Source organism: Gallintestinimicrobium sp., assembly GCF_046968865.1.
Lineage (GTDB): Bacteria > Bacillota > Clostridia > Lachnospirales > Lachnospiraceae > Gallintestinimicrobium > Gallintestinimicrobium propionicum.
In genome coordinates, this window is the sequence record NZ_JBKVPW010000002.1 from 303962 (window position 1) to 327362 (window position 23401).

The 23401-nt window shown below is 50.7% G+C and carries 20 protein-coding genes; 19 read left to right on the forward strand and 1 reads right to left on the reverse strand.

All coding sequences use genetic code 11. The features are described from left to right. The first annotated feature begins 190 nt into the window (after window positions 1-190). From ACLTOQ_RS03190 to sigE, 8 genes are all read left to right on the forward strand, one after another. Window positions 191-1951, forward strand: coding sequence for a peptidoglycan D,D-transpeptidase FtsI family protein (locus ACLTOQ_RS03190; RefSeq protein WP_412318720.1), 1761 nt, complete (start codon window positions 191-193; stop codon window positions 1949-1951). A 57-nt stretch (window positions 1952-2008) separates the two neighbouring features. Continuing rightward, window positions 2009-3370 (forward strand): UDP-N-acetylmuramoyl-L-alanine--D-glutamate ligase, encoded by a 1362-nt coding sequence (murD, locus tag ACLTOQ_RS03195; protein ID WP_412318722.1) that lies wholly within the window; start codon window positions 2009-2011, stop codon window positions 3368-3370. 4 nt (window positions 3371-3374) lie between these two features. After that, entirely contained in the window at window positions 3375-4523 is a 1149-nt protein-coding gene (locus ACLTOQ_RS03200; protein ID WP_337561809.1) for a putative peptidoglycan glycosyltransferase FtsW, read from the forward strand. A gap of 144 nt (window positions 4524-4667) precedes the next feature. Next, complete coding sequence (gene murA, locus ACLTOQ_RS03205; protein WP_412318723.1) at window positions 4668-5930, forward strand: UDP-N-acetylglucosamine 1-carboxyvinyltransferase; 1263 nt, start codon at window positions 4668-4670, stop codon at window positions 5928-5930. Then, complete coding sequence (locus ACLTOQ_RS03210; protein WP_337623629.1) at window positions 5908-6765, forward strand: cell division protein FtsQ/DivIB; 858 nt, start codon at window positions 5908-5910, stop codon at window positions 6763-6765. The genes murA and ACLTOQ_RS03210 overlap by 23 nt, the downstream gene beginning before the upstream one ends. A gap of 94 nt (window positions 6766-6859) precedes the next feature. Beyond that, window positions 6860-8083 carry a cell division protein FtsZ gene (gene ftsZ, locus ACLTOQ_RS03215; RefSeq protein ID WP_412318725.1) on the forward strand — a complete coding sequence of 408 codons (1224 nt, stop codon included), beginning with the start codon at window positions 6860-6862 and terminating at the stop codon, window positions 8081-8083. A gap of 172 nt (window positions 8084-8255) precedes the next feature. Continuing rightward, complete coding sequence (locus tag ACLTOQ_RS03220) at window positions 8256-9161, forward strand: sigma-E processing peptidase SpoIIGA (RefSeq protein ID WP_412318727.1); 906 nt, start codon at window positions 8256-8258, stop codon at window positions 9159-9161. Next, the gene (gene sigE / locus ACLTOQ_RS03225; RefSeq protein WP_021915833.1) at window positions 9121-9861 is read left to right on the forward strand and encodes an RNA polymerase sporulation sigma factor SigE; all 741 of its coding nucleotides are present in this window, start codon (window positions 9121-9123) and stop codon (window positions 9859-9861) included. Before ACLTOQ_RS03220 ends, sigE begins: the two co-directional genes overlap by 41 nt. Window positions 9862-9963: 102 nt before the next feature. On the opposite strand, the gene sigG is transcribed toward sigE, so the two are convergent. Beyond that, entirely contained in the window at window positions 9964-10743 is a 780-nt protein-coding gene (gene sigG, locus ACLTOQ_RS03230) for an RNA polymerase sporulation sigma factor SigG (RefSeq protein ID WP_117960275.1), read from the reverse strand. Between the two features lie 38 nt (window positions 10744-10781). Here sigG and ACLTOQ_RS03235 point away from each other — a divergent pair, with 38 nt between their 5' ends. The 11 genes from ACLTOQ_RS03235 to ACLTOQ_RS03285 all read left to right on the forward strand — a co-directional run bounded on the left by ACLTOQ_RS03235 (window position 10782) and on the right by ACLTOQ_RS03285 (window position 23382). Further along, complete coding sequence (locus ACLTOQ_RS03235; RefSeq protein WP_337426041.1) at window positions 10782-11153, forward strand: YlmC/YmxH family sporulation protein; 372 nt, start codon at window positions 10782-10784, stop codon at window positions 11151-11153. Window positions 11154-11346: 193 nt separating this feature from the next. Continuing rightward, on the forward strand, window positions 11347-12993 hold the full coding sequence (locus ACLTOQ_RS03240; RefSeq protein ID WP_412318729.1) for an NAD(P)H-dependent oxidoreductase: 1647 nt from the start codon (window positions 11347-11349) through the stop codon (window positions 12991-12993). Between the two features lie 96 nt (window positions 12994-13089). After that, the gene (locus ACLTOQ_RS03245; protein WP_412318730.1) at window positions 13090-15063 is read left to right on the forward strand and encodes an alpha-L-arabinofuranosidase C-terminal domain-containing protein; all 1974 of its coding nucleotides are present in this window, start codon (window positions 13090-13092) and stop codon (window positions 15061-15063) included. A gap of 421 nt (window positions 15064-15484) precedes the next feature. After that, window positions 15485-16606: an ABC transporter ATP-binding protein gene (locus ACLTOQ_RS03250; protein ID WP_117960283.1), complete on the forward strand. Its 1122-nt coding sequence runs from the start codon at window positions 15485-15487 to the stop codon at window positions 16604-16606. 2 nt (window positions 16607-16608) lie between these two features. Continuing rightward, window positions 16609-17499, forward strand: coding sequence for a sugar ABC transporter permease (locus ACLTOQ_RS03255; RefSeq protein WP_337672670.1), 891 nt, complete (start codon window positions 16609-16611; stop codon window positions 17497-17499). 13 nt (window positions 17500-17512) lie between these two features. Further along, window positions 17513-18388, forward strand: coding sequence for a carbohydrate ABC transporter permease (locus ACLTOQ_RS03260; RefSeq protein WP_117960342.1), 876 nt, complete (start codon window positions 17513-17515; stop codon window positions 18386-18388). Then, entirely contained in the window at window positions 18385-19998 is a 1614-nt protein-coding gene (locus ACLTOQ_RS03265) for an ABC transporter substrate-binding protein (RefSeq protein WP_412318731.1), read from the forward strand. The genes ACLTOQ_RS03260 and ACLTOQ_RS03265 overlap by 4 nt, the downstream gene beginning before the upstream one ends. A 91-nt stretch (window positions 19999-20089) precedes the next feature. Then, window positions 20090-20926: a hypothetical protein gene (locus tag ACLTOQ_RS03270; RefSeq protein ID WP_021915086.1), complete on the forward strand. Its 837-nt coding sequence runs from the start codon at window positions 20090-20092 to the stop codon at window positions 20924-20926. A gap of 188 nt (window positions 20927-21114) precedes the next feature. Further along, window positions 21115-22083 (forward strand): diacylglycerol/lipid kinase family protein, encoded by a 969-nt coding sequence (locus ACLTOQ_RS03275; RefSeq protein WP_412318732.1) that lies wholly within the window; start codon window positions 21115-21117, stop codon window positions 22081-22083. A gap of 84 nt (window positions 22084-22167) precedes the next feature. After that, window positions 22168-22845: a serine/threonine protein phosphatase gene (locus ACLTOQ_RS03280; protein ID WP_412318733.1), complete on the forward strand. Its 678-nt coding sequence runs from the start codon at window positions 22168-22170 to the stop codon at window positions 22843-22845. A gap of 93 nt (window positions 22846-22938) precedes the next feature. Beyond that, a complete protein-coding gene (locus ACLTOQ_RS03285; protein WP_021914564.1) occupies window positions 22939-23382 on the forward strand; it encodes an ACT domain-containing protein in 444 nt (147 codons plus the stop codon). Window positions 23383-23401: the final 19 nt, after the last annotated feature.

Sequence of the window (23401 nt, forward strand, 5' to 3'; positions counted from 1 at the left end):
ACTAGAAGGCAAAAATCCTATCGGCATAGCCGATTTGAAATGGATTTTTGCGCGTAACTGCGAGGGTACGGAACAGTTACGAAAAGAGCTGTATCGCTGTCTGATGTGGTCACAGCGCGCAGCGGCAGCGTGTGCATATTTTAGGCAGCGGTTTCATAAGGTATAGTAATTTCTGCTTTGCAGGGAACCTATGGAACTGAGCAAACCGTTTCACCGCAAAAAGATCGTCGTAATTTTTCTGGCGTGCATTCTGATCTTTTCAGGGCTGTCCGCCAGAGTGGTATATCTGATGGTATTTCGGGCGGCACATTATTCTGAGCTCGCGCTGGATTTGCATCAGAGAGAGCGCAAAATCAAGGCAAAGCGCGGGAGAATTTTAGACCGGAACGGGATCGTGCTGGCGGATAACCAGCCGGTCTGTACGATTTCTGTCATCCATAACCAGATTCGCGATCCCAACGCAGTGATTGCGCTTTTGTGCAGCAAGCTTGGACTGTCGGAAGAGACCGTTCGAAAAAGAGTGGAAAAGGTATCGTCCATCGAAAAAATCAAAAGCAATGTCGATCTGGAAACCGGGGAGGAAATTTACCGGACAGGGCTGGACGGCATCAAGGTGGACGAGGATTATAAACGATATTATCCGTATGAGAATCTCGCTTCCAAAGTGATCGGCTTTACCGGAGGCGATAATCAGGGAATTTTGGCATTGGAAAGCCGGTATGAGGAAGTGCTTTCCGGGCAGGAGGGCTTGATTCTGGAAATGACGGACGCACGCGGCGTCCGGCTTCTGGATGAAGGAGAGAGCCGGGTAGAGCCGGTGGATGGAAAGGATTTATACATTAGTCTGGATGCCAACATCCAGCTGTACGCACAGCAGCTGGCGGAGCAGGTCTGCCTGGAAAAAGAAGCGGAAAGCGTTTCGATTCTGGTGCTGCGTCCCGATAACGGAGAAATCCTTGCGATGGTGGATGTGCCGGAATATCAGTTGAATGACCCGTTCACACTTCCGGAGGGGCAGCAAGAACAGCTCATGAACGAAAAAGAAAAGCAGGAAGCCCTGAATAAAATGTGGAGAAACGCCTGCATCAACGATACCTACGAGCCTGGCTCTGCCTTTAAGGTCATTACGGCGGCAGCCGCATTGGAAAACGGCGTTGTCCGGGAAGAGGATTCTTTTCAGTGCCCGGGCTATATTGTCGTAGAGGGCAGAAAAATCCGGTGTGCAAAGGTTCGGGGTCATGGAACTGAAAATTTCGTACAGGGGACGATGAATTCCTGCAATCCGGTGTTTGTGACGGTAGGGCTTCGGATGGGTGCAGATACGTTTTACCAAAGCATGAAGCAGTTCGGGCTGCTGAACAGAACTGGAATCGATGTGCCTGGAGAAGCCGGTACAATCATGCACGCACAGGATCAGATCGGTCCGGTGGAGCTTGCGACGATTTCGTTCGGGCAGTCCTTTCAGATCACGCCGATCCAGCTTGCAGCGACGGTCAGCTCCCTCATTAATGGCGGGACGCGGATTACACCGCATTTGGGACTGTATTGCGAAAAGACGGACGGTTCGGAGCGCATTTCGGTGCAGAAGGAAACGGAGCAAAAACGGATTCTTTCGGAAGAAACGAGCGCCCGGCTGCGCAGCATCCTGTTTCAGGTCGTGGAAAACGGCGGCGGAAAAAATGGAAAAGTCGAAGGCTATCAGGTGGGCGGCAAGACGGCGACCAGCGAGACGCTTCCTCGCGGTACTGGTCGGTATATTTCTTCGTTTCTGGGTTTTGCACCTGCGGACGATCCGAAGGTGCTGGCATTGTGTATTATCCGAAACCCCCAAGGCGTCTATTATGGCGGACTGGTGGCGACGCCGGTAGTGCGCGAGCTTTTTGAAAATATTCTTCCCTATCTGGATGAAATAGGGTATTATGAGAAGAATGAAACAATAAACCGCAATTAATTGCAGGGAAACATAGAACGAAAGTGCTGTCTATGGCAGCGAAAGGAGAGAATCAACATGGATTTACTGGGAAAAAAGGTACTGGTAGCCGGATGCGGAAAGAGCGGACTCGGAGCCGCCGGACTCTTGCAGAAAGCGGGAGCCGTTCCCGTTCTGTTTGATGAAAATGAAAAGCTGGATGGGAAGGCGCTCTGCGCGCGGGAAGATTATCCAAAAGACACTGCGCTGGTACTGGGAAGCCTTCCGAAGGAGCTGCTTTCCGAGCTTTCGCTGGCGGTTTTAAGCCCCGGTATTTCTATTGAAGAAGCGTTTGTTTCTACACTGAAAGAAGCGGAGATTCCGGTATGGGGCGAAATTGAGCTCGCCTGGAACTATGAAAAGGGAAAGGTGCTCGCAATTACAGGCACGAACGGAAAGACCACGACGACAACGCTGGTGGGCGAGATCTTGAAGCGTTATCAGGACAATACGTTTGTTGTCGGCAATATCGGAACCCCCTATACGCAGGAGGTTTTAAAAACAGATAAGGACAGCGTGACGGTAGCGGAGATCAGCAGCTTCCAGCTGGAAACTGCAGTGCATTTCCATCCGACTGTCAGCGCGATTTTAAATATCACGCCGGATCATTTGAACCGTCATCATACGATGGAGAACTATGCGGCGGTCAAGGAATCCATCACGAAGAACCAGACAAAGGACGATTTCTGTGTGCTCAATCACGAGGACAGCTGGTTAAAGGCGTTTGCACCGAAGTGCCCGGCCCAGGTCATCTGGTTTTCTTCCAAAGAAAAGCTGGAGAGAGGCTATTATCTGGTCGGCAGCAAAATCTGCAGAAATCTCGGAAATGGGGAAGAAGTCCTGATGGATGTTGACAAGATGCAGCTGATCGGCGTACATAATTTTGAAAACGTGATGGCGGCGATTGCAATTGCAGCAGCATACGGCGTGCCGATGGAAACAATTCTGGATACCGTAAAACATTTTCAGGCAGTAGAACACAGAATCGAATATGTAGCGACCAAAAACGGCGTCGTTTATTATAACGATTCCAAGGGAACCAATCCCGATGCGGCGATTCAGGCGATCCGCGCAATGAAATGGCCCACCGTGCTGATCGGCGGCGGCTATGATAAGCAGAACACCTACGACGAGTGGATTGAAGCGTTTGACGGCAAGGTGAAGCTGCTTGTGCTGATCGGTCAGACGCGGGAAAAGATCGCGGAGTGCGCAAAGAAGCACGGAATGGAAAATATCGTTTTGGCGGACAGCTTTGAAGAAGCGATGGATACCTGTGTAAAGGCAGCGTGTCCGGGCGATGCGGTGCTGTTGTCCCCCGCATGCGCGAGCTGGGGAATGTTCCCGAATTATGAAGTGCGCGGTAAAATGTTCAAGGAATATGTAAACAGCCTGAAGGGGTGAGCAAGTGGCAGGACGGAGAAAATCTCAGAAAACAGAATACTATTTTGATTACAGTCTTCTGTTCATCATCCTGTTTCTGACAGGCTTCGGACTGGTTATGATTTATTCCGCCAGCGCTTACGATGCGACGACGCAGAATCTGAACGAGGACTATTATTTGATGCATCAGGCGTTTGCGGCGGCGCTGGGGCTGGTGGGGATGTTTTTTGTCTCCCACATCCCATATCATTTTTGGGAACGGTTTGCGGTAATCGGCTATGTGGTTTCCCTGATTTTGATTGCACTCGTGCTGTCGCCGCTGGGCGTCGAGGTCAACGGTGCAAGAAGGTGGCTGAATCTCGGTATGTCGATTCAGCCTGCGGAGATCGCAAAGCTGGCGATGATTCTGTTTCTGGCGACGTTTATCTGCAAGATGGGAAGAAACATTCGGACGTCGAAAGGCTTTTTGACGGTTATTGGAGTTTCCCTGCCGCACGTTTTTTGTATCTGGCAAATCACCAACAACCTGAGCTCTGCGATTATCGTGCTGGGAATTGCGGTCCTGATGCTGTTTGTGGCGAGTCCGCAATACAAACCATTTTTCATCATAGGAGGAATTGGAGCACTCGCAGTTATAGGCGTAATTTTCGGTGTCAAGCAGCTGCAGAGCATCGAAGGGCTGGATTTCCGTTTCGCCCGTATCATGGCGTGGCTCGATCCGGAAGCCTATGCGTCCGGCAAGGGCTTTCAGACGCTGCAGGCACTTTATGCGATCGGCTCCGGCGGTATTTTTGGAAAGGGGCTCGGGCAGAGTATCCAGAAACTGGGCTTTTTGCCGGAGCAGCAGAATGATATGATCTTTTCGATCATTTGTGAGGAGCTGGGGCTGTTCGGCGGCATCGCTGTGATCCTGATTTTTTTGCTGTTGATCTGGCGTCTGATGATTATTGCGAACAACGCGTCGGATCTGTTCGGTGCGCTGTTAGTTGTCGGCGTGCTGGGGCATATCGCGATTCAGGTCATTTTAAATGTTGCGGTCGTAACGAACTCAATGCCGAACACCGGCGTGTCCCTGCCGTTTATCAGCTACGGCGGCTCATCGATCCTGTTTTTGCTGATCGAGATGGGGCTCGTCATGAGCGTTGCCCGCGGCATCAAGGTCCGGGATGTGTAATGGGGTATGCGTGTATCGTGCTTTCACCGGGAGCAAAAAAGACGAGCGTGTTATCTGGACACGGGGCAGCAGTGCAGCTGCATTTGTCACGTGTGCGGTACGTTTGCCATAGTATAGGGTAAGGGCAACGCGGACGGTGGTTTTGTGGATTCAATCTGGATCAGAGGCAAAAGACCTCTTTATGGGGAAATGACAGTGCAGGGGTCGAAAAACGCCGTGCTGCCGATTTTGGCGTCGACCATTCTGATCGCCGGAAAGACGACACTGCGAAACTGCCCGGATATTTCGGATGTGGACTGCATGTGCCGCATTTTGCAGAAAATCGGCGCAACAGTGACAAAAACCGGTCACGAGATCTGCGTGGACGCTTCCGGTGCGCTGCAAAGCAGGCTTCCGGCAGAGGAAGTGGTTCGGATGCGTTCCTCCATCGTGCTGACGGGCGCGCTTTTGGGGCGGCTGGGGCAGGCGTCCTTCTGCGATCCGGGCGGCTGTGTCATCGGCGACCGCCCGATCGATTTGCATCTGAAAGCCTTTGCACGCTTCGGTTGTCAGATAAGACGGGAGGATGACAGTTTTTTGACGGTACTTGCAAAACGCCTGAACGGTGCACAGATCCGTTTTCCGTTTTCGAGCGTCGGTGCGACGCAGAATGCGATTTTATGCGCGGTCTGTGCAAAGGGAGAAACAGTGCTGACAGGTTGTGCAAAGGAACCGGAGGTCGTTTCGCTGTGCCGCTTTTTAAACGGTGCAGGGGCAAAGATCGAAGGAGCCGGAAGCAAAACGATTCGAATTGAGGGCGTAAAAAAGCTTTGCAGCACAGAATTTTCCATCGATGCGGACCGGATCGTGGCAGGAACCTGTCTGATCGGTGTACTCGCGGCAGGCGGGGAAGCGTTTTTGCGGCAGGCGCCGATCGGGCAGCTTACAGCGGTGATTGCAGTTGCCAAAAAAATGGGCGCACAGATTATCCCAACCCCAAAGGGGCTGTTGGTAAAACGTGCAGGCAGGCTGGTTTCCCCGCTTTTGCTGGAAACGGACGTATATCCGGGCTATCCGACCGACCTGCAGTCCCCGATGCTGACGGCACTGTGCTGCGCAGAAGGAAACTGTATGGTGTCGGAGCGCGTTTTTAATGGAAGGTTTGGTGTGCACGAGCAGTTAAACCGTATGGGTGCTGCGATCGTCGCCGGACAAACAAGCGCGGAGGTTACCGGAGGCAGAAAACTGCACGGAGAACGGGTTTTTGCAAAAGAACTGCGGGGTGGTGCGGCACTTGTGCTGGCGGGGCTGTGTGCAGAGCATAAGACGGTCGTGGAAAACTGTCATTTTATCCGGAGAGGATATGAAGATATCGTAAGGGATTTCAGAGAGTTGGGAGCAGACATTGGCACAGAAACAGAAATATAAGCTGCTGGACGGCGGAAAATCTGAAAAAAGTCGGAAGAAATCAGCTTCCGGCAAAAAAAAGAAAAAAAGCAGCGGCAAAGCTGCCGGGTATTCCTATGCAGTGGCAACGCCGGGCGAGTGGCTGCGCGCAAATCTCGGCGTACTGATTGCCAGCATCGTGATCGTCTGTTTGGCGGCGGCTGCCCTCGTCGTGGTGTCCGTGTTTCGGGTGCAGAACGTTTCGGTCGAGGGAAACGTCCACTACACGAGTGAAGAGATCGAGGCGATGGTTCTGACTGACCGGCTTTCCTACAATTCGCTCTATCTTTCGTTAAAATACCGGAATAAGGAAATCCGGGACATTCCGTTTATCGAAACGATGAGTGTCCGGGTCGATTCGCCGGACAGCATCACGATTCGTGTTTATGAAAAGTCTGTGGCGGGCTACGTGGAATACATGGGGCGTTACATGTATTTTGACCGGGACGGTATCGTGGTGGAATCTTCGGAGACGAGGACAGAAGGAATTCCGCAGGTGACGGGAATTAGGTTCGACCATGTTGTTTTGTATGAGGCGCTTCCGGTGAAGAATACCGATATTTTTCAGGAAATCCTTTCGATTACGCAAATGCTTTCCAAGCATCAGATCACGACGGATAAAATATATTTCAACGAATCAAATGAAATAACACTTTATTTCGACAATATCCGGGCAAAGCTGGGAAAGGATAACCTGGAGGAAAAGGTGATGCGCCTGGAGCAGATTTTACCGAATCTGTCGGGCGAAAGCGGAGTACTCGATCTGCAGAATTACTCGGAAGACCGTAAAAATGTGACGTTTCAGAAAGATGGATAACCGCAAAGAAATTGAAAAAATGGGTTGCGTAATTCTGAAAATGATTATATGATAAATATTATGAAGTTTGTCAGGAATGAAGGAGGAAATACCCTTGCTGGAGATTAAAGTAAATGACGCAGAAGCGGCAGCGCACATCCTTGTCATTGGAGTTGGCGGTGCAGGCAATAATGCTGTAAATAGAATGATTGATGAGAAAATTGACGGTGTGGAGTTTATCGGAGTCAATACAGACCGACAGGCTCTGCAGTTCTGCAAAGCGGAAAAGCACCTGCAGATCGGCGAGAAGCTGACCAAGGGACTGGGCGCAGGCGCAAAGCCCGAAATCGGTGAGCAGGCAGCTCAGGAGAGTGCAGAAGAAATTTCCAAATCCTTAGACGGAGCAGATATGGTATTTGTTACCTGCGGTATGGGCGGCGGAACCGGAACCGGTGCGGCTCCCGTTGTCGCAAAGCTCGCCAAGGACAAAGGAATCCTGACGGTCGGTGTTGTAACCAAGCCGTTCCGCTTTGAAGCAAAGACCCGTATGAACAATGCGATGTCCGGTATCGAGAAGCTGCGTGACAGCGTGGATACTCTGATCGTTATCCCGAATGACAAGATTTTGGAAATTGTGGACAAGCGTACCAGTATGCCGGAAGCCCTGATGAAGGCCGACGAAGTCCTTCAGCAGGCAGTACAGGGAATTACCGATCTGATCAACGTCCCCGCAGTCATTAACCTCGACTTTGCAGATGTACAGACCGTTATGCGCGACAAGGGCATTGCTCACATCGGTATCGGCGAAGGTAAAGGCGACGATAAGGCTGTTATGGCAGTCAAAGCCGCTGTAGAGAGCCCGCTGTTAGAGACAACGATTGCAGGCGCAACCGATATCATCATCAACGTGTCCGGCGATATTTCCATGTTCGACGCTTCCGATGCGGTGGACTATGTCCGTGAGATCACCGGCGATGACGTTAACATTATCTTCGGTGCCATGTACGATTCCAACCAGGCAGACTACTGCCGGATTACCGTAATTGCAACCGGTATTGAGGAGACACCGGCTTCCCGCTTCGGTACTTCCTTTGCAAGAAAAACGATCACTCCTTCCGTAGGCCAGACCGGTATGAAGACCACAGTGAGCGCGACGGGCGCGAACACGACAAGACCGTATAACAGCGCACTGCAGCAGCCGGTTCATCCCGGAGCTGCTTCCAATGCGGAATTAAAGAAGCCGGCAGGCATAAATGGCATTCAGCCTGCTCCTACGGTACTGCGCAGCAAGGTACAGGAGAGAGATTTAAAGATTCCGGATTTCCTTCAGAAAAAATAAATAATTTTAGTAACGAAACAGAAAACACCGCGAGGTGACTGAAAAAGTCATTTCGCGGTGTTTTTTTGTCGAAACTTTCCCCGGCAGTGCACAGCGTTTCGACAAAATCCACGCGCCCGCATTTTTATAATAAGGACATACAGTTTTGGAAAACGTGCGGGAGGAAAGGCTTGTGAGCTATCGGATTTATGCAGACCGGGTCTGGATAATGCACACCTGTATCAATGTGCTGCTGTTATTTCTGACAGCGAAACTGTCTGGGATAACAGTAAGGGTTCGACGGATTATCGAAATAGCAGCCGGAAATGCGCTGTGCTTTACGGCAATCCTGTTGCTGCCTGCTCCGGCGGTTTTGCAGGGAGAAGTAGGGATAATTCTGGCAGGAAAAACGTTTTTTTGCCTGATTGCAGCACTTTGGTGGGTACAGCGATGCTTTCGGGTCAAAAGCCGGGAAGGAATGCGGCGTGTCTGGATCTGCTATATGTGTTGTGCCTGCGTGCTCGGCGGCGTCTGCAACGGCATTTCTGAAGTCCGGGAGCTGTTTGAAACCGATCAAAACGGTTTTGGGACCGGCGGGCAGGTTTCCATGATGCAGCTTTTGGTCTGGTGCGCGATTGTCGTCTGGTATGGCGCAAAGCTTCTGGACCGGGAGCGCAGGCGGCAGAAACATCCGATCTGGAAAGTCTCTTTTTTCTGGAAAACGAAGTTTTTTTCCGGAAGCGCGTTGATGGACAGCGGAAATTCCCTGAAAGACCCGTACACGGGGCGTCCGGTCTGCGTTTTGGACGAAGAGACGGCGAAAAAGCTTGGAATTTCGACGGAAAAGGCGGTTCGGCTGATTCCCTATCACAGCATCGGCAGGGCCCACGGACTCCTTCGGGCGGTGACGGTTTCAGAACTGTATCTGAGAAAAGACGGACAGGAGAAAAAGATTGCAGATGTGACGGTTGCGGTCGGACCCGGGCGTTTGAGCCGGTCGGGCGGATACCAGATGATTCTGCATCCAGCATTACTGGAGGAAAAGAAAGGAGCAGACCATGATATTAAAAGTAGCGATGCCGGGAAAAGTGCAGTTTAAATTGATTCGCCGGGAACCGGCATTTTTTATGGCACATGAGGGGGATATTCATTATATTGGCGGCGCAGATGTGCTTCCGGCACCTCTGGAAACGGAACAGGAAAACGAAGTGATTCAGGATCTGGCGACAGAGGAATATGCGCAGGAGGCGCGGTCAATTTTAATTGAACACAACCTGCGCCTGGTTGTTTACATAGCAAAGAAATTCGATAATACGGGCGTCGGCGTGGAGGATCTGATTTCGATCGGCACGATTGGACTGATCAAGTCAATCAATACATTCAATCCCGGGAAAAATATCAAGCTCGCAACTTATGCATCCCGATGCATTGAAAATGAAATCCTGATGTATCTGCGCCGCAACCACAAGACGCGGATGGAGGTTTCGATCGACGAGCCGCTGAACGTGGACTGGGACGGAAACGAGCTGCTTTTGTCGGATATCCTGGGGACGGATGAGGACGTGATCTACCGGGATATGGAAAACGAGGCAGAGCGCAGGATTTTAAGAAATGCGGTGGCGAAGCTTTCCGAGCGGGAGCGCACAATCGTCAGCCTGCGTTTTGGACTGGATACGCCGGACGGGCAGGAAATGACCCAGAAGGAGGTCGCGGCATATCTGGGTATTTCCCAGTCCTATATTTCCCGGCTGGAAAAAAAGATCATGAAGCGGCTGAAAAAAGAGATGGTGCGGGAGTGAAGCTGCGCGTTGTAGCTGCGGCCGACCGCCATGCCTGCACGCATTCCGGGATGTGCTGTCATGCCGTGAAATACTCACACCGTGTGTTACATGCTCCCTGCATCATGCGCTCAAATACGCGCGCATGATGCGGAGAGCATTTTTTTCGAGCCGGGAAACCTGTGCCTGGGAAATCCCGATCAGCTCGGCAACCTCCATCTGCGTTTTTCCCTCGAAAAAGCGCAGAGAAATGATCTCATGTTCCCGGGCATTGAGCTTTTTTAACGCGTCGGACAAAGACAGATGCTCGACCCAGTTTTCCTCCCGGTTCTTTTTATCCCGAATCTGATCCATCACATAGAGCGTGTCTCCTCCGTCTGTGAAAATCGGCTCATACAGGCTCATGGGATTTTGGATGGCGTCGAGGGCATAGACAATATCCTCCCGGGAGATGCCGACCTCGGAGGCAACCTCGGTGATGGACGGCTCCTTCTGGTTCTTTTTTAAAAGCATTTCCCGCGCGTAGATGGCTTTATAGGCGGTGTCGCGCAGCGAACGGCTGACCCGGATGGAGTTGTTGTCCCGCAGAAAACGCCGGATCTCGCCAATAATCATTGGAACAGCATAAGTTGAAAACCGTACTCCCAGTTCGGTATTGAAATGGTCGATTGCCTTGATCAGACCGATACAGCCAATCTGAAATAGATCGTCTACGTTTTCCCCTGCAGAGGAAAAGCGTCGGATGACGCTCAAAACGAGCCGCAGATTTCCCTTGATAAACTGTTCCCGTGCCTCGGCGTCGCCCTGCCGGATCTGGATAAAAAGCGCGTCTTTTTCTTCATTGGTTAGGATCGGCAGGCGGGCGGTGTTGACGCCGCAGATTTCCACTTTGTTGAGTGCCATGGCATTGCCTCCTGTGATTGAAAAGCTATGAAAAGAGCATGGACGAAAAAACGGAATTTATTCAAAGCGATGACGCAGATTTTGATGTATTGCAGCGCATGGCAGCCGTAGTGAAAAGCGCTGCACCAGCGTGCGCGCCGCTGCATAGGATAGAAAAAACGGGAGAATTTCGGATGCTTTTTTCAGAATTAAAAAGCAAGGAAGTCGTAAACTTACGCGACTGCCGAAAAATGGGACATGTGACGGACTTCGAGTTCGATGAGTGCAGCGGCGTGATCCAGAAAATCATTGTGCCGGGCATCGGCGGCAAAAATTGGAAATGCCTGTTTGGCTGCGATACGGAGTATGCGATTGCGTATCAGGATATCAAACAGATCGGACCGGATGTGATTATGGTAGATGTGCCGTAACACAGCGGAGTATAAGGGTCGAAAAACGACAGATTTTACCAAAATGACAATGCAGCGGATATTCGGGTGTGCTATACTGAACATAAGAGAAACTGCGTTGCAGGCGACACAAAGTAGCCAGGATCGCAGAGACGAACTGGATGTTTGTCTCGCGGTTCCTTCGGCGCAAAGCGCCTGCGAAATGGAGATTGGTATGAAAATTCTTTTGATCAATGGAAGCCCGAAAGGCGATCGAAGCAACACGTTAAAGCTCTCCAAAGCATTTCTGGAGGGCATTTTGGAAATCGACAAGGATGCAGAGATCAGACAGATGAACCTTTCCGAGAAAAAGATCGCTCCCTGTAGGGGCTGTTTTGCCTGCTGGAACAAAACGCCGGGCAAATGCGTGATGACAGACGACATGCAGGAGGGCATCGAAGGAGAGCTGTGGGCGGATCTCATGATCTGGAGCTTTCCGCTTTACTATTTCAGCGTTCCGGGGCTTTTGAAAAACTTTATCGACAGGCAGCTGCCCATGAACCTCCCGTTTATGGAAGAGCAGGAGGGGCAGACCGGGAGCGGCGGGCATCCGTCCCGATACGATATGAGCGGTAAGCGGCATCTGCTGATTTCCACCTGCGGATTTTATACCGCAAAGAATAATTACGACAGCGTGACAAAGCTGTTCGACCATGTGTGCGGCGCAGGGCAGTATGAAAGCATTTTCTGCGGACAGGGTGAGCTGTTCCGTGTTCCGGAATTAAAGGCGCGGACGGATGAATATCTGGAATGCGTCAGACAGGCGGGGCGCGAATACGCACAGAAACAGGCGATCTCAGAAGACGCGAAGGAAAAGCTGAGAGAACTGTTATATCCGAGAGATGTATTTGAAAAAATGGCGGATGCGAGCTGGGGCGTGGAAAAAAAGAGCGGCGAAAAGGAAGATCCGGTGCTGACCTTTACCAGGCAGATGGCGGCACTTTATAACAAAGACAGCTTCGACCAAAAAGAGCGCGTGCTGGAAATCCGCTATACAGATCTGGGAAAAGCATGGCAGATCGTGCTCGGAAAAGACGGCAGCACGGTGCTGGATGCAGGCAGCAGGGAAGCAACGACGGTGATCGAGACGCCCTGGGACGTCTGGCAGTCGATTGCAAGGGGAGAGATCCGTGGGGATGCAGCACTGGCAAAAGGAATGTATCGCGTGACCGGAGATTTTTCCCTGATGATACACTGGGATGATTTCTTTGGTGCAGCAAATGCAGCTGCGGGAAAAGAAAAATCCGGCAAAAAATCCGACGGGAGGACAGCAGAAAAAGAAAAACAGCCGCAGATGATTTTCATGCTGGCAGCATGGATTACGTTCTGGGTGGCAGTGCCTGTCGGAGGAAATGTCGGAGCGATCGTGACGCTGGCGATCTGCGCGTGCCTGCCGCTTGCTGCGTGGAACCGGAAGCTGACGGTTTATGACCGGCTTTCCTTTGGAATTGTCGCACTGCTTTCTGTCCTCGCCCTGCAAAAAGGCTGCGTCAATATCGCACTGCTTGCCGGATATCTGGGCTTCGGGCTGATGTGGCTGTTATCCTGCCTGACAAAAGAGCCACTCTGTGCGGCTTATGTCAAATACAACTACCATGGCGACGATGCGTTGGAAAATCCGATTTTTATGAAAGCGAACAGAATCCTGGCGGCTGGCTGGGGAATCCTCTACATTCTGATTGCAATTTGGTCGGCATTTCTGTTGTCGGCAGGGCATACGACGCTGATGCAGATTTTAAACAACATGGCGACCGTGCTCATGGGCATCTTTACGGGTTGGTTTGAAAAATGGTATCCGCAGCGCGTCGCGGCGGGAAAATAATTCCATCCCCCTCTTTACAAAGATGTTTTAAACGAAGTATAATAATTTAAACAAAACTAAAGAACCTTGCAAATAGATAAGAAGGAGGGTATTGTTGTGAAGCTTCAGATTTCAAACTGCAAAAAGGCGGCGGTTCAGGACGGCATGATCGGTCTGTTTTTTGAGGATATCAACTACGCGGCGGACGGCGGTCTGTACGCAGAGATGATTGAAAACCGGTCGTTCTCTTTTGTGGACTGTTACGGGGACGTGGGAGATTATTATACTAAGCCTGCATGGGGCTATGGCTGGAATGCGACCAAAGAATGTGGTGAGGGCCGCATGGAATATGTGACGGGCAGCCCGATCAGCCGCGTGAATCCGTGGTATCTGCGGTTCACGGCGCAGGATGCCGGACAGGGCTTCTGGAATAAGGCGTATGACGGTATTTATCTGGAAAAAGGAAAGACCTACACCGTTCGGTTTTATGCGCGGGCGGCGCAGTATCCGGAAGGAGATATTACGGTACAGGTCACAAAGGACGGCAGAATCTGCGCACAGGCAGAGGTTTCCTGCATCCATGCGCCGGAGAAAACCTGGCAGAAATGGAACCTGTATGAAGCAGTACTGGAAGCCGGGGAGACAATCCGGAACGGCAGATTTACAATCAGCCTGACAAAGCCCGGCACGGTCGAGTTCGATTTGATTTCCATGATGCCGGACGATGCGGTGGCAGGTGTGTTCCGCAAAGATCTGTTTGACCTGTTAAAAGGCTTGCATCCCGGTTTTTTGCGTTTTCCGGGTGGATGTATTATCGAAGGAAATACGCTGGAAAATCGTTACCGCTGGAAAGAGAGCGTCGGCGACATCAAAGATCGCCGCACGAATTTCAATCGCTGGGCAGTGCATCTGACGAGCGAGGAAAACGGATGGCACACGCAGTATTCCCATTACAACCAGACCCTCGGCATCGGTTTTTATGAATATTTTCTGCTGTGTGAGCTGATCGGTGCAAAGCCGCTGCCGGTTTTGAATGTCGGTCTGGCGTGCCAGTTCCAGTCCTATGAGCTGGTGGAAATGGACGAGCCGGAGTTTCAGGAGTTTTTGCAGGATGCGGTTGACTTGATCGAGTTTGCAAACGGTCCCGCAGACAGCACCTGGGGCAGTGTCCGTGCAAAAATGGGACATCCAGAGCCCTTCGGGTTGACGATGGTCGGCATCGGCAATGAGCAGTGGCAGACGGAAAAGATTGACTTCTTTGGTCGGTATCAGGCATTCGAAAAGGCAATCCACGCAAAATATCCCGAAATTAAGCTGATCGGCTCTGCAGGACCGGATATCACCTCCGAGCATTACGACAAGGCATGGGAATTCTATAAAAAAGAAGTTCCTGCAAGAGACAATTTCTGCTATGCAGTGGATGAGCATTACTATGTAAAACCCGACTGGTTTTATGCACATACAGATTTCTATGATGAATATCCGAGGGATGTCAAGGTGTTCTCCGGGGAATATGCTTCTCATCCGATCAGCGGCATGAACCTGCCTCAGGCAAACACCCTGGGCGGCGCACTGGCAGAGGCTGCATTTTTGACCGGCGTGGAAAGAAATGCGGACGTTGTTGTGCTGGCTTCCTATGCGCCCCTGTTTGCAAGAGTCGGCTACGCGCAGTGGTCTCCGGATATGATCTGGTTCGATGAGACGAAAGCCTATGGGACGCCCAGCTATTTCGTACAGAAGCTTTACGGAGAAAATATGGGAACCGTGACCCTTGCGATGGACGGACAGGAAAAAGAGCTGCGCAAGGAGCAGGTTTATGCAAATGTAAGCCTCGATGAAAGAACCGGAGATCTCATCTTCAAGGTGGTCAACCATAACGACTGCGAAAAAACGCTCGAGCTCGATCTGGGCAGCTTCCGGGCAGCAGGAACGGCAAAGAACGTGATTTTGACCGGCGAGGGTGAAGACGCGTATAACTGCATTGAGCATCCGGACAGCGTAAAACTTTCGGAGTGCGAGAGCAATGCAGCAGACGGCATCGTGCTTCCGGCAAACAGCTTTGTTGTAACACGGATTCCGACTGTGCGGTAAAAAAGGATTCTAAAATGGCAGGAGAAACAATAGAATGCACGCTCTGCGAGCATTCTATTGTCATGAATAAAAAAGAATGTGCCTTGGCACATTCTCGCGCCGAGGCGCGGTTGCTTCAGCAACCATCTACCCTTGCGCCGAGTGCGCATCCTCGCAGAGCGTTTTTATCGTATGGAAACGAAGTTTCCATACGATAAAAACAGCGCCTGCCGGCAATATCTCGGCGTCATACAGCTGCTGTCAGAAAACAGCTGTATGGCGCCGAATTGTTTTTGCCCTTCGCAGCTTTCCAAGGAAAGGTCTTGAGAAATACGCTCCCTTTCGCTATAATCAGGTTATATGGGCAGATTTTGCCCAAATACAGGTTGATCTGTCAAAAAACGTTGCCGCCGCTGGTGACAACAGCAAAAGAGAGGGCATTATGGAGATCCAATTACAGAACCTGACAAAGAAATTTCCGAACCGAAACCGCAAGCATCCGGGGGATGTCATCGCGGTCAACGAATTTAACTTTACGATCCCGGACGGTCAGCTGATCGGTCTGTTAGGACCGTCGGGCTGCGGTAAGAGCACGACGTTAAACCTAATCTGCGGTCTGGAAAAGCCGACCTCGGGCAAAATTTTCTTCGGCGGCGAGGATGTGACGGGCGTGGAGCCGGAGCATCGTGGTGTCGGCATGGTATTTCAGAATTACGCGCTATACCCGCATCTGACGGTGCGGAAAAATATTATGTTCCCGCTGGAGAATTTAAAGGGAAAAGACCGCCTTTCCAAAGAAGAGATGGAAAAGCGCGTGCTGGACGCAGCGAAGATGGTTTCGCTGGAAGAACTGCTGGATCGAAAGCCCAGGGAGCTTTCCGGCGGTCAGCAGCAGCGTGTAGCCATCGCGCGTGCACTGGTAAAAATGCCTCGCGTGCTTTTACTGGATGAGCCGCTGTCGAACCTGGATGCGCGCCTGCGCCTGCAGACCCGGGAAGAAATCCGCAGGATTCAGCGCGAGACGAAAATCACGACGATCTTCGTCACGCACGATCAGGAGGAGGCACTGAGTATTTCCGACCTGATTGTTGTCATGAAAGAAGGCATCCTGCAGCAGATCGGCAAACCGCAGGAGGTTTATGACCAGCCGGCAAACCTGTTTGTGGCAAAATTTTTGGGCACGCCGCCGATCAATGTCTTTTCCGGAAAAGTGACAGACGGTCAGGTGAAAATTGGGGAAGAGACGGTGCTGCTTGCCGATCTGCCTGACCAGGAGGTAACGGTCGGTATCCGTCCGGAGGGCTTTGTTGTGGACGAGGACGGAACGTTTTCCTGTGCATTAAAGGGCATCGAGGTGCTGGGCAGAGATATCAGCATTGTCGCGTCCCATCCGGCTGCGGAAAATGCATCCATCCGCGCGATCGTCGGCTCGACCAGGTTAAATCAGGATATGGCACAGGCAGTTTTCTTCTCGCTGAAAACAGATAAGGTATTTTTGTTTGATGCAAAAGACGGCAGCCGGATTGAGACTGTGTTAAAGCGGCCTGCAGGCAAAAGGAGCTGACCATGAAAAAACAAACCCTCAGGGCATGGCTGTATTTGCTGCCTGCCATTTTATTTCTGGGATTTTTCCTCGTCTATCCGCTGATCGACGTGTTTGTTTATTCGATGGAGGAGGGCTATAACTTTGCGTCCCAGACCTATTTCGGAACCGGATTTTACAACTATTCCTATGTCCTGCATGACCCGTATTTTTTACAGGCGGTCGAAAATACATTCCTTCTGGTTGTCATCACCGTGCCCTTATCTACAGGCTTTGCACTGCTGATTTCCCTGGCACTCAGCTCGATTAAAGCGCTGCGCGACCTGTATCAGACGGTATTTTTCCTGCCCTATGTGACCAATACGCTGGCGGTTGGCATGGTATTTATGGTGCTGTTCCAGAAAACAGAATATACGGACGGTTTAATCAACCTGATGCTGCACTGGTTCGGTGCAGGACCGGTCGATTTTATCAGCGGTCCCTACTGGGCGAAGATGTTTGTCCTGTGCTTTTACACGATTTGGGTCGTTATGCCCTTTAAAATTCTGATCTTAACGAGCGCCCTCGCTTCGGTAAATCCCGACTATTACAAGGCGGCGAAGGTGGACGGAACCTCGAAGACGAGAATTTTCTGGAAGATCACAGTGCCGATGATTTCCCCGATGATTTTTTATCTGATTATCACTGGATTTATCGGCGCGTTTAAAGCCTACAGCGATGCAGTTGCGCTGTTTGGAACGGATTTGAATGCGGCTGGGATGAATACGATTGTCGGCTATGTTTACGACATGCTTTACGGGGACAGCGGTGGCTTCCCGTCCTATGCTTCCGCGGCGGCAATCCTTCTGTTTGTGATCGTTTTGACGATTACCTGTATCAATCTTCTCGTAAGCAAAAAACATGTGCATTACTGAAAGGCAGACCGTTATGGACAAAGAATTGGATTATGGACAAACCGAAGAACGGGACCGGAAAAAAGCCAGAGCTGGCAAGACAGGAACCTATATTTTTCTGACGTTCTGGGCGCTCGTGGTGTTGTTTCCGTTTTACTGGATGCTTTTAACCTCCGTAAAAAGCTACGGTTCCTATAACGCAGAGCATATCCCGAAGCTGTTTACGCTTTCGCCGACGCTGCAGAACTACGCAGATGCGTTTACTTCTGTACCGCTGGGCAAATATCTGCTCAATACGCTGATTTTCACGGTTGTGACGACGGCGCTGATGATGGTCGTGATCACGCTCGCGGCATATGCGTTTGCACGCCTTTCCTTTCCGGGAAAAAATCTGGTGTTCACGTTTTTTCTGTCCCTGATGATGATTCCGGCGGAGCTGGTCATGATCACCAACTACGCGACGATCACACAGTGGGGCATGCGCAACAGCTTTGCCGGATTGGTACTGCCGTCCGTGACCTCGGTGTTTTACATTTATTTATTGAAAGAAAATTTTGAACAGGTTCCAGACGAGCTGTACCGTGCGGCAAAGGTGGACGGAACCTCTGATTTGAAATATCTCTGGAAGGTGATGCTCCCGATCTGCCGCCCAACCCTTGTTACCGTCGGGATCTTAAAGGTCATTGAGTGCTGGAACTCCTATCTCTGGCCGCGTCTGGTGACGGACGATCCGGCATATTATCTGGTTTCCAACGGCATTCAGGAGATCCGGGAAAACGGCTTCGGCAGAGAAAATATCCCTGCCATGATGGCGGCGGTGGTCGTGATTTCGGTTCCGCTGATCGTGCTGTTTTTGGTGTTCCGCAAAAAGATTATGGCGGGCGTATCGCAGGGAGGGGTAAAAGGATGAGACCATTCTGGAAAAAGATGCTGTCCTGTGCGATGGCGTTCGTCTGTCTGACCGGGGCTGCAGCAGGGCTGACCGGATGTCACGGCTCGAAGGAAAAAGCTGCGTTTGAAGTGCCGGAGAGCTTCGACACGACAAAGCAGTATGAGATCACGTTCTGGGCAAAAAACGACACGAACATCCGTCAGACGGATATTTACAAAAAAACGATCGCGGATTTTGAGGCACTCTACCCGAATATCACGGTCAATCTGAAGCTGTACACGGATTACGGCAAAATTTACAACGACGTTATTACGAATATTGCGACGCAGACGACGCCGAATGTCTGCATCACCTACCCGGATCATATTGCAACGTATTTAACCGGCAGTCAGGTGGTCGTACCTCTGGATGAGCTGATGGCAGATCCCGCCTATGGACTTGGCGGAAGCAATCTGGAATTCGATTCCCCGACGCAGGAGGAAGTAATTCCGCAGTTTTTGAAGGAATGTTCCTTAAACGGACATTATTACGCGCTTCCCTACATGCGTTCGACAGAAGCCTGCTATATCAACCAGGATTATGTGGAGCAGCTGGGCTATACGGTTCCTGACGTGCTGACCTGGGATTTTATCTGGGAAGTCTCTGAGGCAGCTGCGAAAAAGGCCGCGGATGGAAAGTATGTGTTAAATGGGGACGACGTTATGATCCCGTTTATCTACAAATCCACCGACAATATGATGATTCAGATGCTGCGTCAGAAAAACGCCGGATATTCCACGCAGTCCGGCGAGGTCGAGATTTTCAACGATACGACAAAGGACATTCTGTTTACGATTGCGGATCATGTCCGTTCCGGTGCATTTTCAACGTTTAAGATTTCGAGCTATCCGGCGAATTTTTTAAATGCCGGTCAGTGCGTATTCGCCGTGGATTCCACCGCAGGCGCGACCTGGATGGGCCCCGATGCGCCGCTGTCGGATATCAGCGACGAGGCAAAGCAGTCCTTTGAGGTGGCGGTGCGTCCCGTTCCACAGTATGACCCGGAAAATATGCAGATGATTTCGCAGGGACCCTCGGTTTGTGTTTTTTATAAGGAAGATCCGCAGGAGGTGTTGGCGTCCTGGCTGTTTACCCAGTACCTTCTGACCAGCGACGTGCAGATTTCCTATTCTGAGACAGAAGGCTATGTACCGGTCACGTCCAAAGCGCAGGAGTCCGCCGAATATCAGGATTATCTTGCGCGGGAGGGCGAGGATGCGGACACCCATTACAAAGTAAAAATCGAAGCGGCGAAGCTTTTGTTAAATCATACGCAGGATACGTTTACAACGCCCGTCTTTTCCGGCTCGGCTTCCCTGCGGGATGCGGCAGGACAGCTGATTGAAAAAACGGCAAAATCTGTACGTCGAAAAGAAACCGTGGACGAGGCATACACGGATAAGCTCTTCGATGACGTGACTGCGCTGTATCACTTAAATGATACGCTGCAGAGCACGGCGGGCAAACAGGATCTGGGACCGCTTCCGACGACCTCCGTCGTATTGCTCAGTGTGATTGGCGCTGCCTGGGTGTTGATTCTTTTGTATGTGGTCTGGCAGCAATTGCAAAAAAGCAAAAGAGGGGATTGATTTTCCGGACATTTCGGCTATAATAAGAGTGTTTAAGCAAAAATGGTTTTCCATGGGACGGGAAACGTCCTGGAGACAAAGGAGAAGAAAGATGAAAAAATTACTGGCAATGGTTCTGACCGTTTCCATGACTGCAGCAATGGTTGGCTGCGGACAGGCAGCAGAAACCACAGAGACAGCAGCTGAGAGCACTGCAGTAGAGACTGTTGAAAGCACTGCAGCAGAAGAGACCGCAACTGAGAGCACAGAAGAAAGCACTGCAGCAGAAGAAGCAGCAGGCGATGTTTTATCCTATGCAGATTATGTTGCAGCAGATCTGGACAGCGAAGTGACCATCGAGAGCTACGTTCAGGCAAAACAGTCCTGGTGGGAAGACAAGGCTACTGTTTATACACAGGACAAGGACGGTGCATACTTCCTGTATGACATGGCTTGTTCCGAAGAAGATTATGAAAAGCTCGTTCCCGGCGTAAAAATCCGCGTAACCGGTTACAAATCCGAGTGGTCCGGCGAAGTTGAGCTGATGGATGCAACCTTTGAGTTCGTAGAGGGCGCAGACGAATATATCGCTCCTGCAGTTGATGTTACTGACCTGCTTGGCACAGACGAGCTGATCGATCATCAGAACCAGCATGTTACCTTTACGGATCTGACTGTAGAAGCGGCTGGTCAGGATGCAGACGGCAACGATGTTCCTTATCTGTACAACTACGATGGTTCCGGTTCTGAGGGCGACGACCTGTACTTCAACGTTTCCAGCAACGGCGAAACCTACACCTTCCTGGTTGAGTCTTATCTGTGTGACAAGGACAGCGATGTTTACAAGGCTGTTAAAAATCTGCAGATCGGTGATACCATCGATGCAGAAGGCTTCCTGTACTGGTACGAGGGTGTAAATCCCCATATCACAGCAATCACAGTAAAATAAATCCGACGCTGCAGCTTGCAGCCGATACAGACCGCCGGCGGCTTTTTCGAAAGCCCCGGCGGTTTTGTTATCTTTTCCTTAAATTTTTACGAATTCTTTTTGCCCTGTATTGACTTTGGAAATATTTGTGGATAAAATACAGACTTAGTAAAGATAAGGTTAGGAAAAACAAAGGATAAGGGTTCTAAATGTACTGTGAATGTGAATATGGGGACGGCAGGCTTCCATTATTGTTTATTGTAAATCCTGCAGCCCACTCAGGAGAGGGCTATGCGCTCTGGAAACAGGCGGAAGCAGTTTTGCAGGAGCGCAGTATTCCTTATGAGGTTTATTTTTCGGAAAAGCGCGGCGATGTCAGGCAGCTGGCAAAACGGCTGACGAATGTTTCCGAAGGAGCGGAACGGTTTTTAATTGTGCTCGGCGGAGACGGAACGCTCAATGAAGCCATACAGGGGATGCAGCATTTCGAACAGGTTCGGCTCGGTTATATCCCGACCGGTTCGAGTAACGACCTGGCGCGGGATCTTAAGATTGGGCACGACATCAGGCCTCTGATGAAAAAGCTGCTGGATGGCGGCACAGAGCACCGGATGGATCTTGGATGCGTCACATGGAATGCTGATGGAAAAACGCAAAAAAGGCATTTTCTGGTCAGCTGCGGCATAGGATATGATGCAGCGGTTTGTCAGGAGGCGCTCGATTCCCCGATGAAGGACGCGTTAAACAAACTCGGGATCGGCAAGCTAACGTATCTTGGGATCGGCTTGAAGCAGATGCTGACGCTGCAGTATTGCAGGGCGTCGATTCGCTTGGACGGCAGGGAGATCATCAAAGCAGGAAAGCTTTTATTTGCAGCGGGAATGATTCACCGCTACGAGGGCGGCGGCTTTTGCTTTTGTCCGAAGGCAGACGATCAGGACGGGCTGCTCGACCTGTGCGTGGTCAATAACGTGCCGAGATGGAAATTCCCGATCATTATCCCTTTTGCATTGAAGGGAAAGCACGGAGGATTTAAAGGCGTGGATCAGTATCGCGCCTCCCGGATTGAAATTCGTACGTCGACGCCCTGCTGGGTGCAGACAGACGGAGAGATCCCGGGAAAGCTCGACAGAATTGAACTGACAGTAGAAAAACAGAAGCTTCGGTTTATCATATAACGATTGTATAGAACGTATAAAAATAGAAGAAACGCTGTTTTTCGTGAGGATGGAATCGCTGCCCGGCAGCGAAAGAGGAGAGCAATGAAACGCTATTATGAGAAATATAAGCATATCATACCGTTGGCAATCTTCGGTGTGATCTACGTTCTGTGGTTTTATTTGCTGGAGCACCGCACCAATGTGCAGTATATGGTAGTGCATATGAACATTGATGATTATATACCGTTCTGTGAATATTTTGTCGTGCCGTACCTGCTCTGGTTTGCTTATGTACCAGCTGTGCTCGGGTATCTGTTTTTCAAGGATCGGCGCAACTATGACAGATGTGCAGTTTTTCTGTGCACGGGAATGCTGATTTTTTTGGTGATTTCTACGTTTATTCCGAATATTCAGCATCTGCGGCTTCACACCATGCCGCGCCACAATGTATTTACGGTTCTGGTGAGTCAGCTTTGGCAGACGGATACGCCGACCAACCTGTTCCCAAGTATTCATGTATATAATTTCCTCGGAGCGCATTTCGCGGTGATGAACAATGAAACGCTCTCCGGCAAAAAGTGGGTGCGCAGAGGCTCCCTGATTCTCTGTGTTTCGATCATTTTATCCACGATGTTTATCAAACAGCATTCGATGTTCGACGTTTTGATGGCGTTTATTATGGGCGCTGTGATGTATGCAGCGGTTTATTATTACGACGTCGTAGGCGCATATCGTTTCCAGACAGGCAAGCGACAGCGCAAACGGGCGAGAATCGGATAAAAATAGTTCTTGCGTAATTTGGTAGGCTATGTTAGAATATCCCTCAATGGCGCACAAGTGTGTGCGACATAAGAACATAAAGGGGGCGATATTATGACAGAGCCTACCAAATATTTTGTGGTGACAAAAAAAGCGGTACCGGAGGTATTATTGAAGGTTGTGGAAGCGAAACGGCTGTTGGAGTCGGGAAAGCTGCCCACCATTCAGGACGCGGTAGATGCGGTTGGTATCAGCAGAAGCTCTTTTTACAAATATAAGGATGATATTTTCCCGTTCCACGACAGTACCCAGGGAAAAACTGTAACGCTTTCGATGCAGATCGAGGACGAACCGGGACTTCTGTCAGATGTGCTTCAGGTCATTGCACAGTTTGGCGCAAATATTCTGACGATTCATCAGAGTATTCCGATCAATGGCGTTGCGGCGCTGAGTATCAGCGTACAGGTTCTTCAGACGACGAAGGACATTTCGGAAATGCTGGATGCGATGGAGAAGCGGACAGGCGTGCACAGCGTAAAGATTCTGGCGAAAGAGTAGAAAACGGAGAATAGCAAAG

Excerpts from the sequence above, each read along its gene's own strand:
- ACLTOQ_RS03190 (WP_412318720.1), top strand. The coding sequence starts at position 191 with ATGGAACTGAGCAAACCGTTTCACCGCAAAAAGATCGTCGTAATTTTT.
- murD (WP_412318722.1), top strand. The coding sequence starts at position 2,009 with ATGGATTTACTGGGAAAAAAGGTACTGGTAGCCGGATGCGGAAAGAGC.
- sigE (WP_021915833.1), top strand. The coding sequence starts at position 9,121 with ATGATATTAAAAGTAGCGATGCCGGGAAAAGTGCAGTTTAAATTGATT.
- sigG (WP_117960275.1), bottom strand. The coding sequence starts at position 10,743 with ATGGCACTCAACAAAGTGGAAATCTGCGGCGTCAACACCGCCCGCCTG.
- ACLTOQ_RS03235 (WP_337426041.1), top strand. The coding sequence starts at position 10,782 with ATGGACGAAAAAACGGAATTTATTCAAAGCGATGACGCAGATTTTGAT.
- ACLTOQ_RS03240 (WP_412318729.1), top strand. The coding sequence starts at position 11,347 with ATGAAAATTCTTTTGATCAATGGAAGCCCGAAAGGCGATCGAAGCAAC.
- ACLTOQ_RS03250 (WP_117960283.1), top strand. The coding sequence starts at position 15,485 with ATGGAGATCCAATTACAGAACCTGACAAAGAAATTTCCGAACCGAAAC.
- ACLTOQ_RS03255 (WP_337672670.1), top strand. The coding sequence starts at position 16,609 with ATGAAAAAACAAACCCTCAGGGCATGGCTGTATTTGCTGCCTGCCATT.
- ACLTOQ_RS03260 (WP_117960342.1), top strand. The coding sequence starts at position 17,513 with ATGGACAAAGAATTGGATTATGGACAAACCGAAGAACGGGACCGGAAA.
- ACLTOQ_RS03265 (WP_412318731.1), top strand. The coding sequence starts at position 18,385 with ATGAGACCATTCTGGAAAAAGATGCTGTCCTGTGCGATGGCGTTCGTC.
- ACLTOQ_RS03270 (WP_021915086.1), top strand. The coding sequence starts at position 20,090 with ATGAAAAAATTACTGGCAATGGTTCTGACCGTTTCCATGACTGCAGCA.
- ACLTOQ_RS03275 (WP_412318732.1), top strand. The coding sequence starts at position 21,115 with ATGTACTGTGAATGTGAATATGGGGACGGCAGGCTTCCATTATTGTTT.
- ACLTOQ_RS03280 (WP_412318733.1), top strand. The coding sequence starts at position 22,168 with ATGAAACGCTATTATGAGAAATATAAGCATATCATACCGTTGGCAATC.
- ACLTOQ_RS03285 (WP_021914564.1), top strand. The coding sequence starts at position 22,939 with ATGACAGAGCCTACCAAATATTTTGTGGTGACAAAAAAAGCGGTACCG.